Annotated in this window: 12 protein-coding genes, 1 pseudogene and 1 riboswitch; of the genes and pseudogenes, 6 read left to right on the top strand and 7 right to left on the bottom strand. The window is 38.8% G+C overall.

What is annotated here, in order from left to right; translation table 11 throughout:
- Positions 1-103: 103 nt before the first annotated feature.
- Positions 104-365 (bottom strand): annotated as a pseudogene (locus OLD84_RS17725) (NUDIX hydrolase); the annotation flags it as partial.
- A gap of 153 nt (positions 366-518) precedes the next feature.
- Complete coding sequence (locus OLD84_RS17720; protein ID WP_209462931.1) at positions 519-2141, bottom strand: ABC-F family ATP-binding cassette domain-containing protein; 1623 nt, start codon at positions 2139-2141, stop codon at positions 519-521.
- A 233-nt stretch (positions 2142-2374) separates the two neighbouring features.
- Here OLD84_RS17720 and OLD84_RS17715 point away from each other — a divergent pair, with 233 nt between their 5' ends.
- Positions 2375-3004, top strand: a complete 630-nt coding sequence (locus tag OLD84_RS17715; RefSeq protein ID WP_209462932.1) for a hypothetical protein — start codon at positions 2375-2377, stop codon at positions 3002-3004.
- A 165-nt stretch (positions 3005-3169) separates the two neighbouring features.
- Here OLD84_RS17715 and OLD84_RS17710 read toward each other — a convergent pair whose 3' ends face one another.
- The 5 genes from OLD84_RS17710 to rarD form a co-directional block, all read right to left on the bottom strand.
- A complete protein-coding gene (locus tag OLD84_RS17710; protein ID WP_209462933.1) occupies positions 3170-3580 on the bottom strand; it encodes an RDD family protein in 411 nt (136 codons plus the stop codon).
- A gap of 162 nt (positions 3581-3742) precedes the next feature.
- Positions 3743-4378, bottom strand: coding sequence for a YpmS family protein (locus tag OLD84_RS17705; RefSeq protein ID WP_209462934.1), 636 nt, complete (start codon positions 4376-4378; stop codon positions 3743-3745).
- 5 nt (positions 4379-4383) lie between these two features.
- Entirely contained in the window at positions 4384-5295 is a 912-nt protein-coding gene (locus OLD84_RS17700; protein WP_209462935.1) for a GDSL-type esterase/lipase family protein, read from the bottom strand.
- A 356-nt stretch (positions 5296-5651) separates the two neighbouring features.
- Positions 5652-7370, bottom strand: coding sequence for an O-acetylhomoserine aminocarboxypropyltransferase/cysteine synthase family protein (locus OLD84_RS17695; protein WP_209462936.1), 1719 nt, complete (start codon positions 7368-7370; stop codon positions 5652-5654).
- Between the two features lie 112 nt (positions 7371-7482).
- A riboswitch (SAM riboswitch) is annotated at positions 7483-7602 on the bottom strand.
- A gap of 663 nt (positions 7603-8265) precedes the next feature.
- Positions 8266-9162, bottom strand: a complete 897-nt coding sequence (gene rarD / locus OLD84_RS17690) for an EamA family transporter RarD (RefSeq protein WP_209462937.1) — start codon at positions 9160-9162, stop codon at positions 8266-8268.
- A gap of 167 nt (positions 9163-9329) precedes the next feature.
- Between rarD and megL the strand changes: the two genes are divergently transcribed.
- The 5 genes from megL (at position 9330) to hutH (ending at position 14926) form a co-directional block, all read left to right on the top strand.
- Positions 9330-10514: a methionine gamma-lyase gene (gene megL / locus OLD84_RS17685; protein WP_209462938.1), complete on the top strand. Its 1185-nt coding sequence runs from the start codon at positions 9330-9332 to the stop codon at positions 10512-10514.
- A gap of 186 nt (positions 10515-10700) precedes the next feature.
- On the top strand, positions 10701-12143 hold the full coding sequence (gene cls, locus OLD84_RS17680; RefSeq protein ID WP_209462939.1) for a cardiolipin synthase: 1443 nt from the start codon (positions 10701-10703) through the stop codon (positions 12141-12143).
- Between the two features lie 56 nt (positions 12144-12199).
- A complete protein-coding gene (locus OLD84_RS17675) occupies positions 12200-12727 on the top strand; it encodes an acyl-CoA thioesterase (RefSeq protein WP_209462940.1) in 528 nt (175 codons plus the stop codon).
- A 148-nt stretch (positions 12728-12875) separates the two neighbouring features.
- A complete protein-coding gene (locus OLD84_RS17670; protein ID WP_209462941.1) occupies positions 12876-13091 on the top strand; it encodes a hypothetical protein in 216 nt (71 codons plus the stop codon).
- 338 nt (positions 13092-13429) lie between these two features.
- Positions 13430-14926, top strand: a complete 1497-nt coding sequence (gene hutH / locus OLD84_RS17665) for a histidine ammonia-lyase (RefSeq protein WP_209462942.1) — start codon at positions 13430-13432, stop codon at positions 14924-14926.
- The last annotated feature ends 1 nt before the right edge of the window (position 14927 follow it).

The following is a 14927-nucleotide window of genomic DNA, read 5'->3' as shown; positions in this document are numbered from 1 at the left end:
CATTTTATTTACTTTGTCTAACATAAATTCTGTCTCATTAATTCTTGATTCATTCGTTGATTCAAATTTCCTGCCAACACCCTCCAGTTTTGCGTTAACCACATTAAAACTCAATACAAAAAGGTTGTATATTTTCGTTTAAACAATACTCTACTTCTCTGCCTGAAATTTTTCACGGTTACCATCTCCAATGCTTTATTAATTGGAAAATAACCTACTTCCAAGCTTTCAGGACTGGTTGTTAATTCTCCTCCTATTGGTTTTCCTAAAAAAAGGGTGTTCGTTATAGAGCGCTTAACGTTTTGAAATATTCCACAAAACTTTATGATCTCAAAATCTATACCCGATTCCTCTTTTGTTTCCCGCTTCTTCAACCTGACCACTTCATGAAATTATTCAATCGACCGCGCGTAGTCATGCTGTTATGGTACAAAATCAGCAAGCTCTCTACTTCGTATTTCCTTAAAAAACACCACAATCAAAAAAGCGCTATCCCACCAGGATAGCGCTCTTTTCCATTAACTAGCATGCATTTCTTCTAACTGTTTCTGTAGCTTGTTGTCATTTATATATTCGTTATAGCTTATTTCTTTATCTACAATGCCATTTGGCGTGATCTCGATTAAACGATTCGAGACACTTTCGATGAATTGATGGTCATGTGACGTAAACAGAATCGACCCTGTAAATTTGATTAAGCCATTATTTAACGATTGAATGGACTCCAAATCTAAATGGTTTGTTGGTTCATCCAGTACGAGCACATTCGCATTGCTGAGCATCATTTTTGATAGCATACAACGAACTTTCTCGCCACCTGATAGCACATTTGCTTTCTTCAGTGCTTCTTCACCAGAAAACAACATTCTTCCAAGAAAACCGCGTAAAAATGTTTCGGTCTGATCTTCTGGAGAATATTGACGAAGCCACTCAACTAATGGCATGTCATTGTTTTCAAAGAATGCGCTATTATCTCTAGGGAAATAGGATTGAGATGTTGTTACGCCCCATTTATAGGTGCCAGCATCTGGCTCCATTTCACCCATTATAATTTTAAATAGTGTCGTTTTGGCAATGTCATTTTTTCCAACAAATGCGATTTTATCATCTTTGTTCATGATAAAGCTCACATTATCCAGTACTTTTTTACCGTTAATGGTTTTGGTTAAACCTTCAACACGTAATAAGTCATTGCCGATTTCCCGCTCAGGTGTAAAAGCGATATAAGGATACTTACGTGATGACGGTTTAATATCATCAAGCGTGATACTATCCAGTAATTTCTTACGTGATGTTGCCTGTTTGGATTTCGAGGCATTGGCGCTAAACCGAGCAACGAAAGCTTGCAGTTCTTTAATTTTCTCTTCCTTTTTCTTGTTGGATTCCTGTGCCATTCTGGAAGCAAGTTGGCTTGACTCATACCAGAAGTCATAGTTCCCGACAAAAATTTGAATTTTCCCATAGTCAACATCAGCAATGTGTGTGCATACTTTATTTAAAAAGTGCCTATCGTGGGAAACGACGATGACTGTGTTTTCAAAGTTGATGAGAAATTCTTCCAACCACTGAATGGCTTGAATATCCAGACCGTTTGTCGGTTCGTCCAGTAATAAAATATCAGGACTGCCGAATAAAGCTTGGGCTAGTAATATTTTGACCTTTTGGCCTTCTGTTAACTCACTCATTTTTTCCGTATGGAGGGATTCATCGATTCCTAGACCTTTTAATAACACTGCAGCATCTGATTCGGCTTCCCAACCGTTCATCTCAGCGAATTCACCTTCTAGCTCAGCAGCACGCATGCCGTCTTCTTCTGAGAAGTCAGGTTTCATATAGATTGCATCTTTTTCTTGCTTCACTTTATATAAATCTTCATGACCCATTAAGACGGTTTCCAGAACTTCATATTCCTCATAAGCAAAGTGATCCTGCTTCAATACAGCAAGTCTTTCACCTGGGGATAAAGAAATGTGTCCAGATTGCGGCTCTACTTCACCCGATAGCACATTAAGAAAAGTGGATTTTCCAGCGCCGTTTGCACCAATTAGTCCATAGCAGTTACCAGGGGTGAATTTTAAATTAACATCTTCAAATAACTTCTTATCGCCATATTGTAAACTTACATTAGAAACATTTATCATTGATTGTGAAATTCCTCCATTAAAAAATAAATATACTTCTTACAAGTTTACGGTATCAAAGCAGTTTCGTCAACGTATACTGGTTTATCATCAGGGATGGGGCTGAACAATGTAATAGATAACAGCGTATATAATTGATCTAACATCCTTTTTTAAAAAATACTGTATTTTTTAATAACAATGTGTGAAAATGAAGTATCATGATTAAATAGGGGTCGTGGAGGGGGGATCTCATGGGAGATAGAACAATTTATTTTCTTTTTACGGACACAGGAACATATCTGTCAAAAGCAATAAATTACTGTACAAATCAATCATTAAATCATGTTTCGATTGGTTTTGACCCTGAATTACAAGAGGTATATAGCTTTGGGCGTAAACAACCCAAAAATCCATTTATTGGTGGCTTTGTAAAGGAAGATATTCGCAGTGATTTTTTAAAGAAGTCGAATTGTGCTATTTACAGTTACACGATTACAGAAGCGGATTGCGCATCTGTTATACGTAATATTAAAGAAATAGAAATGGAAAAAGACAATTATAAATATAATTTTATTGGTCTTATTGGGGTTCTATTGCAAATTGAGTTTAATCGCAAGAATGCATTATTTTGTTCTGAATTTGTAGTAAGGGTTTTACGAGATATAGAAGCATTTCAACTATCAAAGCCAACCTGTTTTATCACACCAACCGATCTAAGAACACATGATGGTATGCAGTTGATCTATCAAGGGAAACTTGGGGATTACCCTTATGATGTCATGAACACGGAGGAAATAAGGCAAGAGGATGAACAAACATTGCCGAAGCAATCATTTTTAATATTATTATCTACAAAGGTAAAACAATTTGTCATCAGATAAAAAGAACTATACACTAGTTGTATAGGTTCTTTTTTTATTGCATAGGAAACTATACTAGCGGGGAAATATATCAGTAAAAAAAGCTGAACTAAAATAATCATGTGATCGTTTTAGTTCAGCAAAATTAAGTAACGAATGCCAGGTCTTCTAACAAATTAAGTTGGTTCACGCTTTCTTATAAGTCACATAAGTGCCCGCGATGAAATCATGAATCGCTCGTTTGTCTTCACGTATAGCTACCATGAAAACAGATACGATGAATGCAAGGCCAAGTGAAAGACTATATACAAGACCGCCAACAAAATAACGAAGCAACATCGTGCCAATGGTAACCTTCGTACCATCCGTTTTCGCAATTCGAATCCCAACGATGCGTTTACCGATGGTATAGCCATACCAAAGTGCTGGAACCAATATGAAATATAACAGGCTTGCTATTCCTTCACCTGTTTGCACCGCTTGGCTTGCCGTATCCAAATTGAAAATAGCAATAGCCAAAAAAATTAAGCTACTTATAAGAATGCTATCAAGAATAAGACCTACAAACCGAATCCAAAATCCTCCAAAATCAGACAATATTAATCACCTCATCTTTTTTTCTTAAACCACTTCTTCCGTACTCCTATATACCCTACTAACTATACCTACAAAACTTTAAGATAAGCTACCGTAGCTCGTAATGGTTTCCACCAGTGTTTACATGTATTCGGGGTGCTAGTCAAATGTTAGCATTTATCATTAATCTTCTATTGGATCAATGCCTAAGGTGCGATACGGAATACGGATATTAAATGCCAGGTTATTGGCTTCTAGATCCAGATTCTCCACACTAACTTCAAAGTTACTTCTTACATCTATGTCCGTAACAGCAACATAAATTTCTTCATCTTGTGGGTTGATGCTGACCCATTCGGGCATTGGCAGATGTGTTTCCATATATCCCATGATGCGTTGATTCGGTAATTCCAATAACCCTAATGAAATGGATCGTAGTTCTAAAACGAGATCCCCGTTATCCTGTACAATCGGCTCTAAATGAGCAGAGAGAGGGACGGTAGTAGAAAAAACAGGTAACTCTCCAACCAATTCGACATCTTCTTCAAAGGAAATACTATATTGATGACTCGTATTTACTAATGCCTGATCGATATAGGCGTTGACCAAGTCGTTTAAATTCTCTTTTGTTGTTCGAACAGTAAACTCGGAGCTTTCCTGTTCATCCTGCTGATCGCTTGATGGGTAGGTTGTTTGCGAAACCGGCCAGAAAATGAGCGCAGTGATGATTAGGAGGAAAGCGATATTAAAGATTAATAACCCATAAAATAATCGTTTCCATTTACTTTTATTTTGATGAAACTCTTTTCTTTCTGTCATGGCGCTCATCCTTCTTGGTTAGTCAAATAATCCAATACTCTACTTGCCATACGTTGATAGCCAAGATCATTTGGATGAAAATTATCATCTGCGAATAAATGTTCTTCTGCATTTTCAAATACATCCACCATAGGAATAAAAGTTATATCTTCATTTTCCTCTGCAAATGAATTTCCCGTATTATTCCATTCTTCAACGATTATACCCAGTTCTTCAATATCTTGAAAATATTCATCCCAAGGATTATAAAAGCCTAATAAGTAAATTTCTGTATTTGGATTTATGTTTTTTATTTTAGTAAATATTTGATCCAGTGTTTCTTCATAAATATTTCGTTCCTCTGCGAAATCTTCAATATTTAAGTTCGTGAAATTTTCTCTGACCACTTTCATAATGTCGTTTGCCCCGATGGTTATTAATACGGTGTCTGCGTCTTCAATAGCTGTAGAAAGTTCTGGATTATCCAAGCGTTCCAATAGCTGGTCAGACCGGTTACCACGTATTCCAAAATTATCAAACGAAACAATTTGATCCTCCGCGTTGATTGTGCGATCCAATATTCCGACATAGCCTCCTTGCTCATGGCTGGCTCCAACTCCTTGTGTGAGGGAATCACCAATAGCAACGACATGTGAATCTCCATTGGTAAAGAAATCAATCGTGCCTTGAACAGCTTCTGTAAAAATGGTTGAGAACTGATTTTCTTCGGTATTTTCTTCTTCTTCCTGCGATTCATCTGTATTATCGGTTTCTTCTTCTATATGTTCCTCTTCTTCTTCGTGTTGCTGTAATGCCGTTTGCTCGTCTTCAGGAATCGCAATATTATTAAGGTTTGCGGATGATTGATTTATCCAAATAAAAATACCCGCTCCAATTAGAAAAACGATAAAAGCAATTATAAAATTTTTCTTTTTCATGCTACCACACCTAGGTTGTTATATTATATACATCAACGTAATAAATTGTCTCATGTATGAAGTGATTTCGAAAGTATTTCTTAATGGTAATGTAAATGTTTTATTGGAGAACGTGGGACGTACATCTAAATGATTTTGGTGCTTATCTTAATATACGCCTTCCACATTGTAATCATACTAAAAAATCGCCTTAATAAAAGGCGATATATAATCATAACATATATCCTATTTCCCGTTATGAAAAAAGGTAAACCTAAAAAATTTGTATGGTGAAAATCAACAAGCTGCGACATGCTATTATCATGTGAAAAATCCACATGAAAAAATAGAGAGAGGATCATCTCCTCCCCCTTTTTTTATACTTCTACAGGAACATTTACTGTATGGTTATTTCGAATTCGGATTGCTTCTTCATAAGGATCTTTGTTTGAAATAACCGTTAGGCCTGCAGATTTTGCGTTAATGAGTGTCTGGTTATTAGCATCTTCAGACCATACAATTTTCCCTTGTTTATTAACAAATTCGTCAAGTGTAGATTGTGGCAGTTGCAGATTGCCCAACAATAGTGCATCAACTTCATTTGCAACACTGTCATCCAGTTTTGTATCTTCATTAATTGTAATAACGTTAAACCCTAATGCTTCCAACTTTTTCGCATTTTCTCCAATTCTATCACCTGCACGAACTGCAGTAGCAATTACCTTTTTCCGGACTGCTCCATCTTTCCGATCAAATGGAGAGGAAAGTAACCATTTAATGGTATCTTCTTCGGTTGCTTCGAATTGAGCAGGCTGGTTAACAGCTGTGGCAATTGCCTGATCTAAATCAGCTAAAATATCCGATGTGGATTCAATGCCGATGGATAAGCGGACTAATTCTTCCGTGGTACCACTTTGTTTCAATTCTTCTGGACTTAACTGCTGATGTGTTGTTGATGCAGGATGAATAATCAACGATTTCGCATCACCTACATTAGCAACATGGGACCAGAGCGTTACATTATCAATCAACTTTCTTCCAGCATCACGGCCGCCTTGAATACCAAAAGTAATCACGGAACCAAAACCGTCAGCAAAGTATTTTTTAGCTAACTGGTGGGATGGATGATCTTCGAGCCCAGGAAAATTAACCCATTCTACAGCTGGATGCTTTTGTAAATACGCTGCGACCTCTTTTGCATTATTGTTATGACGATCCATACGTAAATGCAAGGTCTCTAAACCTTGGAGTAATAAGAATGCGTTTTGTGGACTGAGAGATGCACCGATATCACGCAGTAGCTGCACCCGGAGTTTTGTCCCAAAAGCTGCTGATCCCAGGTCTGCGTAACGAAGGCCGTTATAGCTTTCGTCAGGATCCGTAAAACCAGGGAATCGACCGTTACTCCAATCAAACCTGCCACCGTCTACGACGATACCACCTATTGTTGTGCCATGTCCGCCAATCCATTTTGTTGCGGAATGAACAACAATGTCAGCACCCCACGTGAGCGGCTTTGTAATATATGGTGCAAAGGTATTATCAATAATCAACGGGAGATTGTTTTCATGAGCGATTTTACCAACTGTTTCCACGTCAAATACATTCAGGCTAGGGTTCGTAATAATTTCTCCAAAAATAGCTTTTGTATGATCTGTAATTGCTGCTTTAATTGCTTCCGGATCCGTTCCATCCACAAATTTTACGTTAATGCCGTAACGTGGCAATGTATTTGCGAAAAGATTATACGTACCACCATATAGATTACTGTCAGCAATTATTTCATCACCTGTACTGGCAATATTTAAGATGGATAGTGTGATTGCGGCCATACCAGATGAAGTTGCTACAGCACCAATCCCGTCCTCAAGTTCTGCCACGCGTTTTTCAAAAGCGTCAACAGTCGGATTCATAATACGGCTATAGATGTTCCCTGGCTCTGCTAACCCAAATAAATTTTGAGCGTGTTCCGTATCGCGAAATACGTATGATGTTGTTTGATGAATAGGAACGGCCCTCGATCCAGTAGTTGGGTCCGGTTCTTGTCCACCGTGAAGTAAAGTGGTTTCTGGATTGTGAAGATGAAAGTTAGACATGAATAATTCCTCCTTGAGTTTTTTATAGATTTTTACGCTGTCGTACTGTGGAGAGGGAGATGAATGAAAAAACCCTCTTCCTAAGAAGAGGGCGTATATGTAACCGAACCTCCTCTTATCTTCCAGATCAATGGTTGATCTGTAGGATTTAGCACCTAAAAAAGCAAATTAGCTTGCTTTGTTGGTTGCCGGGCATCACAGGGCCTAATCCCTCCGCCACTCTTGATAAGAGATTGAATTTGTAAATTACTGAATAGTATAGTATTCAATCATTCATTTGTCAACCACTTTTAGAAAATAATGCTGTTTTCTAAAAATAGTTGTTTTGACGCACAGTCTATAGAAGACGACGTAACTACTGTTTGCTATAAGTATTTGTTATAAACGCCGTTTGGGATCGCTCCGGGCGGATGCTTTCCGCGAGCACGGTCTTGTCCTGGCAAAGGGTGGGTCGACGTTGTTCGCAAAGAACGGTTTTAGTCGACCTTCCTTAGGATAGTCCTGCGGGGTTTTCGGACACGTGCTGGGGCTGGGACTGCGCTTACTCGTCCACCGAAAACCTTTGGGACTGCGCGTAAATGCTCGCCCCACCGAAAACATTTGTTCCCGCAGGAGTCACTGCTCTTCGCTCACACGAACTGGTGAGGTGGTTGGATGTTTTGAATATTGATTACGAATGCAATTTAGCGACAGTAACCGGAACACCCAGCGGAGGAAACACATGAAGACTCCTGCGGGAGGAAAGGCCTCGGTGAGACCCCGCAGTGCGTAGCACAAGGAGGCTCACCAGCCGCCCGCGGAAAGCGAAATGTGTTTCCGTAGCGAATCTCTGCTCTCAACCAGCGTTTGCAAATGAATTGTCACTGCGTCGCATTTATAACCACGCACATATTCTCTAAGAATGCCGCATTGGACGCCTGTATGTAGATCCCATATAAATGAATAAGGCAGACCAAATGAAAAGAAATGCAACAATATGTGCGGATGTAAATGGTTCATTGTATAAAAACACACCAAGAATCAGCATGATCGTCGGAGCAATGTATTGCAGGAAGCCTACCATAGCTAATGGGATTTTCTTAGCCCCACTTGCAAATAACAGCAACGGTACTGCAGTAGCAACTCCAGCTCCAATCAATAACAAATTTTCAGGTGAAATCAAAGAACTGGATGTAACCGAACGCTCTGGTATTGAAAATAAATAAATAGCAGCGATTGGTGTTATAATCATTGTTTCGATGGTTAAACCATATATCGCACTGACATTAACCATTTTCTTAAGTAGTCCATAGACCCCAAAAGTAAGTGCTAGAAGTAGTGAAACCCATGGAAAAACTCCAAAACTAAACGTTAAGTATAATACACCGATACCTGCAAAAATAAAAGAGACGACTTGTCTTCTTGTGACACTTTCTTTTAGTACAACAATACCGAGTACAATACTAATAAGCGGATTAATATAATACCCCAAACTTGCTTGAATAACATGATCGCTATTAACCGCCCATATAAAAGTTAGCCAGTTTAAACTAATAAAAAGAGAGGCGAGTGTTATGCCAAGCAGTCTTTTCCTGTTTTTGAAAATGATAAAGCATTCTTGTATGAAAGGAGTCCATTTGCGTAAAATCAGGACAATGCCGATCATTAATATAAATGACCAGACAATCCGATGTGCCAATATTTCGCCGGCTGGGACCTCTTCGACTAGCTTCCAATAGATTGGCAGAAATCCCCATAATAAATATGCCGCGATTGTAACGATAATTCCATTTCTAGTTTGATTGTTATTCATATGATCCCCCTCACCTAAATAGATTTAGTTTAGAAGGAATAGTTGAGTAAAGCAATTAAGCAGCATTTTTTTTGATTATTAGAAAACGCTTTCAAAAATTAGTTTTATAGATTATAGTAGGATGTAGAATGCTATGGAGAAGAATTCGCGAATGGGGGTCGTTTTCTATGTCAAAAAAGCATAAACGTTTTGAAACAACGGTTATTCATGAAGGGTATGATTCTCAGAAGATGCTTGGAAGTCTTGCCACACCATTATTTCAAACATCCACTTATACATTTGAATCAGCAGAACAAGGGGAGCGCCGTTTTGCAGGAGAAGAAGAGGGATATGCATATTCTCGCCTGGGAAATCCAACGGTCACAGTTTTGGGAGAAAGGATAGCGGCACTGGAAAAGGGAGAACGAGGACTTGCCTTCGGTTCAGGGATGGCCGCTGTATCTGCTGTATTAATTGCCTTAACCAAAACAGGTGATCATGTATTGTGCTCTTCGGGTTTGTATGGCTGCACATTTGGTTTATTAACCATGATGAATGATAAATACAATATTACACATGACTTTTCCGCAATGGAATCAAAAGAGGGAATTCGCTTACGGATCAAACCTGAAACAACTTGTATATATGTAGAAACACCGATAAATCCGACAATGAAATTAATTGATTTGCAGATGGTTGCAGAGGTGGCGAGGGAATATAATATTCCCGTTGTTGTTGACAATACGTTCTCCTCTCCATATTTACAGCGTCCCCTTGAACAGGGATGTGATGTGGTTGTTCATAGTGCGACAAAGTACATCGGCGGACATGGTGATGTTGTCGCAGGTTTGGTTGCTGGTAAAAAAGATTTTCTTGATTCGGTTGCCATGACAACGCAAAAGGATATGGGCGGGATTATTTCTCCGTTTGATGCCTGGCTTTTATTAAGAGGGCTAAAAACACTCCCCATTCGCATGGATAGGCATTGTGATAATGCAGAGAAAATCTTTGAAAAACTACGTAATCATTCAAAAGTAGCCAACGTTTACTATCCAGGTGATGAAAGCCATCCGGATTATCCAATTCGAGAGAAGCAAATGAAGCGTGGTGGGGGATTGATTTCATTTGAAATTCATGGTGGAAAAGTAGAAGCACAACAATTCCTAAATAAATTATCGTTTTTAAAAATTGCTGTAAGTCTTGGGGATGCCGAGACATTAATCCAACACCCAGCATCGATGACCCACGCAGTTGTTCCAGAAGAGGCACGCCAAGAAATGAGGATAACGGATGAGCTAATTCGCTTATCAGTCGGACTAGAGGCGTGGGAAGATATTTGGGAGGATCTAGACCAGGCTTTAAATTTATTATAAAAATTCTACTATTATAAACATGCCTATACATTTTCGTTTATAGGTGTGTTTTCTTTTGTCAAATTAGGGAAGCATAAAATACGTTAATGTATTTACATTAGAAAATGAATGCAATGTAAAGCCTAATTTTATGCTATGATAAGTAGTAAATGAAGAAGGAATGTGGCTTTTGAGAGGTGACTTTATATGGAAGCATATACGTTTTTATTAGGATTTATCATTATTTTTAATATCATTTTAGGTTTTTCTATCATATTTCTAGAAAAAAAGAATGCCAGCTCTGTCTGGGCCTGGTTAATGGTATTGCTATTCATCCCAATTGCAGGATTTATATTTTATTTAATTTTTGGAAGACCAATAAGTAACAAGCGTATTTTCACATGGGATACGAAAAGTAGATTAGGCGTAAAAAGTGCTGTGGATTATCAGATGCGTGCCCTTAGAGAAGGGAGTTTCAAGTACAAGCATGAAGAAATAGCTAAATACGAGAATCTTTTTTATTTACATTTACGAAATGATGACGCCATTTTCACCCATGATAATGATGTTGACATCTATACCGATGGTGCAGCTAAATTTGATGCACTCATCCAGGATATTCAGCATGCAACGAATCATATTCATTTGTTATATTACATAATTAGAGACGATCAATTGGGACAGCGTATTGCAGATGAGCTGATAAAAAAGGCTAAGGAAGGTGTAGAGGTTCGTATTCTTTATGATGATATGGGTTCACGATCATTAAAAAGCAAAAGCATTAAACGCTTGCGAAGTGTGGGCATCTTGGTGGAAGCGTTTTTTCCACCGAAGATAGCTAAGTTAAATTTTAAAATTAATTACCGGAACCATCGAAAATTGGCAATTATTGACGGGAAGGTAGGCTATATCGGTGGCTTTAACATAGGTGACGAATACCTTGGAAAAAAGAAAAAATTTGGATACTGGCGTGATACACATCTGCGTATATATGGGGATGCTGTTCGCAATATGCAAACAAGGTTTATCTTGGATTGGAATCAAGCATCACGAAATGATATTTTATATGAAGAACGTTTTTATGATGCAGTTCCATCTGGTGATGTAGGGATTCAAATTGTATCAAGCGGCCCAGATTCGGAGTTGGAACAAATAAAACAAGGCTATATCAAAATGATTATGGAAGCAAAGGACTATATTTATATTCAAACACCTTACTTTATTCCGGATGAAAGCTTAAGAGATGCACTTCGAATTGCAGCAGCATCAGGTGTTGATGTGAAATTAATGATTCCGAATAAACCGGATCATCCATTTGTGTATTGGGCAACCTTATCCTCTGTTGGTGATTTGCTAAAAGCAGGTGCTGACGTTTATATTTATCAGAATGGGTTCCTGCACGCCAAAACAATTGTAGTAGATGGCAACATTTCCTCTGTTGGTACAGCCAATATTGACGTACGAAGTTTCCGTTTAAATTTTGAAATAAATGCCTTTTTATATGATAAAGAAGTGACACAACGATTGGTTGACTTGTTTAATGAGGATATATTGTTATCGACACAAATGACACCAAAGTTATATAGTAAACGTTCATTGGGGATTCGTTTCAAAGAATCGGTTTCTCACTTAATTTCCCCCATATTATAATTATAATATTTGGGGTAAAACTACTTATATCACCTTATATATAGGAGGAACATAACATGGAAGCAGAAAAAAAGCCTTGTTGGGAATCGTTAACAGTAAAAACATCACATGTCCTGCCACCGGATACGAATAGTCATGGTACATTGTTCGGAGGAAAATTAATGGCCTATATAGATGATGTGGCAGCAATAGCTGCTGTAAGACACTCCAGAAAGCTCGTTGTTACCGCATCAACAGATTCTGTAGATTTTTTGGCGCCAGTAAAAGAAGGAGATTCCATTTGTTTGGAAGCTTTTGTAACCTGGACACACAATACATCGATGGAAGTCTTTATAAAGGCCGTTACAGAAAATCTGCTGACAGGAGAGCGAAAAGTCTGTACAACTGCTTTTACAACGTTTGTTGCGATAGATGACGAAGGAAAGCCAACCCCTGTCCCAGGTGTTTACCCAGAGGCAGAGCATGAAAAAATGCTTCATGAACAGGCTCCTGAACGTGCAAAACATCGTAGAGAACGAAGGGATCAATCCAAGGAATTAGCTGAATTATTCGGCACTGGATTTCCGTGGGATCGGGAAAGATAAGAATCCATGATGCAAATAAGAAGTGAAAAAAGCTATTACGATAGCTTTTTTCTTTTGGCTGTTACCTAAAGGCTTGGTAACAACCAAATTTTCTAAGTAAATAGTGTATAATGTTCGGCTGAATTAACGTATGAAGGAGTATTCATTTATGATTGAAAACGCGAAAGATAAGCTAATTACATGGCTAGGTCCGAAAGGTTTTAAAGCATTGAAAGTAGCTCTTATAACCCTTTTCACGACGGTGCTCCTTGCAATCGTTATACTAATTGGAGCAATGGTTTACTTACTTATTCAGGACTTTTTATATGATGGTGGAAGCAATAATTTCAAAGAAAATGAAACAGTATTGAAGTTGGAGGGATGAAATTCGTTTTTCTGTAACCTAAATTATCTGAAAATATGTTGAATTTCCAATAGAATGTGTTTATAATAAGAATATAAACAAATTTATCGTAGTGGGAAGTAAAGCCCCACTGGAAAACATCAGGGCATCGTAAGTGTGGGCTAGGACAACATTCGCATAAAGCTTGGCGGCAATTCAAGTTTTCTACTATTATCTGAGGTGATCACATGTTTTTGCATCGAAAACAGCGACATCGATTCATTGATAGGAAAGATATAGGAGGCATGGTTTAATCAACCATAGCCTCTTTTTACTTTGTCTGCTTTATTATGATAAAGCGGTGCTATGGAGGTGTGTAGGTGGTTATTTTAGGTCAAACATTAACGTTGAATGAAGTGGAGCAGGTTGTTTTAGAGGGGGAACCTGTGACATTGGCTGATGAGGCAGTAGTCAACGTACAAACAAATAGAAATACAGTAGAAGCAATGCTTGCAGATAAGAAAACAATGTATGGAATAAATACAGGTTTTGGTAAATTTAGTGATGTCATTATTGAGGATAAGGATTTAGATGAATTGCAGTTGAATCTGATTCATTCACATGCATGTGGTATTGGTGATCCTTTTTCCGAAAAAGTCAGCCGGGCGATGTTGTTGCTTCGTGCAAATGCGTTATTACAAGGCTATTCAGGCATACGTCCGGTATTGATCGATCAGTTAATTTCATTTTTAAATGCTGGCATTCACCCAGTTGTTCCGCAACAAGGGTCGCTTGGTGCGAGTGGGGATCTGGCGCCTTTATCTCACTTGGCATCAGGTTTGTTAGGGGAAGGGGAGGTAGTTTATAAAGGGAATCGGATAAGCGCGATGGATGCTTTGGCCGAGGAGAACATTGAACCGCTCGTATTAAAAGCGAAGGAAGGTCTTGCCTTAATTAACGGGACGCAAGCAATGACTGCGGTCGGTGTGATTCTGTACCTGGAAATGAAAAAACTCCTTTACCAAAGTGAAAAAATAGCTGCCATGACAATGGAAGGTTTACATGGAATTATTGATGCATTTGATGCTGACGTCCATCAGATCCGTGGCCATCAGGAACAAATCGATGTGGCAGAAAGAATGAGGTTTCATTTGCAGGATAGCAAGCTAACAACTAGACAAGGAGAGCAACGTGTGCAAGATGCTTATTCGCTTCGGTGTATCCCACAAGTACTAGGGGCGAGTTGGCAAACGGCATTATATGTAAAGGAAAAGCTGGAAATAGAAATGAATGCGGTAACCGATAACCCGCTCATCTTTTCCGAAGAACATAAAATCATATCTGGTGGAAATTTTCACGGACAGCCGATTGCATTTGCGATGGATTTCGTGAAACTGGGTATTGCCGAAACAGCGAATATTGCAGAGAGAAGAATTGAACGATTAGTAAATCCGCAGCTAAATGATTTGCCTGCATTTCTAAGTCCAAATCCCGGACTGGAATCGGGTGCGATGATTATGCAATACAGTGCAGCCTCACTCGTCTCTGAAAATAAAACACTAGCACATCCAGCAAGTGTTGATTCCATTCCATCATCGGCCAATCAAGAGGATCATGTCAGTATGGGGACAATCGCCGCTCGGCATGCCTTACAGATGCTAGAAAATACGCGACATGTCGTGGCGATCGAACTGATTTGTGCGATGCAGGCAGTGGAGTATCGAGGCGTGGAGAACATGGCGTCCGCTACAAGAGGGTTATATGAAAAGGCACGCGACGTTGTGCCCAGCATCACAAAGGATCGTGTGTTTGCGACGGATATAGAGAGGCTGGTGAATTGGTTGAAAAATAACGAGGGGAGTGAGCTTCAAAGGTGAA

This window comes from Virgibacillus natechei (genome assembly GCF_026013645.1).
Classification (GTDB): Bacteria; Bacillota; Bacilli; order Bacillales; family Amphibacillaceae; genus Virgibacillus_L; species Virgibacillus_L natechei.
This window is presented reverse-complemented; position numbering and strand designations above follow the sequence as displayed.

Excerpts from the sequence above, each read along its gene's own strand:
- rarD (WP_209462937.1), bottom strand. The coding sequence starts at position 9,162 with ATGAATAACAATCAAACTAGAAATGGAATTATCGTTACAATCGCGGCA.
- OLD84_RS17695 (WP_209462936.1), bottom strand. The coding sequence starts at position 7,370 with ATGTCTAACTTTCATCTTCACAATCCAGAAACCACTTTACTTCACGGT.
- OLD84_RS17720 (WP_209462931.1), bottom strand. The coding sequence starts at position 2,141 with ATGATAAATGTTTCTAATGTAAGTTTACAATATGGCGATAAGAAGTTA.
- OLD84_RS17715 (WP_209462932.1), top strand. The coding sequence starts at position 2,375 with ATGGGAGATAGAACAATTTATTTTCTTTTTACGGACACAGGAACATAT.
- megL (WP_209462938.1), top strand. The coding sequence starts at position 9,330 with ATGTCAAAAAAGCATAAACGTTTTGAAACAACGGTTATTCATGAAGGG.
- OLD84_RS17705 (WP_209462934.1), bottom strand. The coding sequence starts at position 4,378 with ATGACAGAAAGAAAAGAGTTTCATCAAAATAAAAGTAAATGGAAACGA.
- OLD84_RS17675 (WP_209462940.1), top strand. The coding sequence starts at position 12,200 with ATGGAAGCAGAAAAAAAGCCTTGTTGGGAATCGTTAACAGTAAAAACA.
- OLD84_RS17670 (WP_209462941.1), top strand. The coding sequence starts at position 12,876 with ATGATTGAAAACGCGAAAGATAAGCTAATTACATGGCTAGGTCCGAAA.
- cls (WP_209462939.1), top strand. The coding sequence starts at position 10,701 with ATGGAAGCATATACGTTTTTATTAGGATTTATCATTATTTTTAATATC.
- OLD84_RS17700 (WP_209462935.1), bottom strand. The coding sequence starts at position 5,295 with ATGAAAAAGAAAAATTTTATAATTGCTTTTATCGTTTTTCTAATTGGA.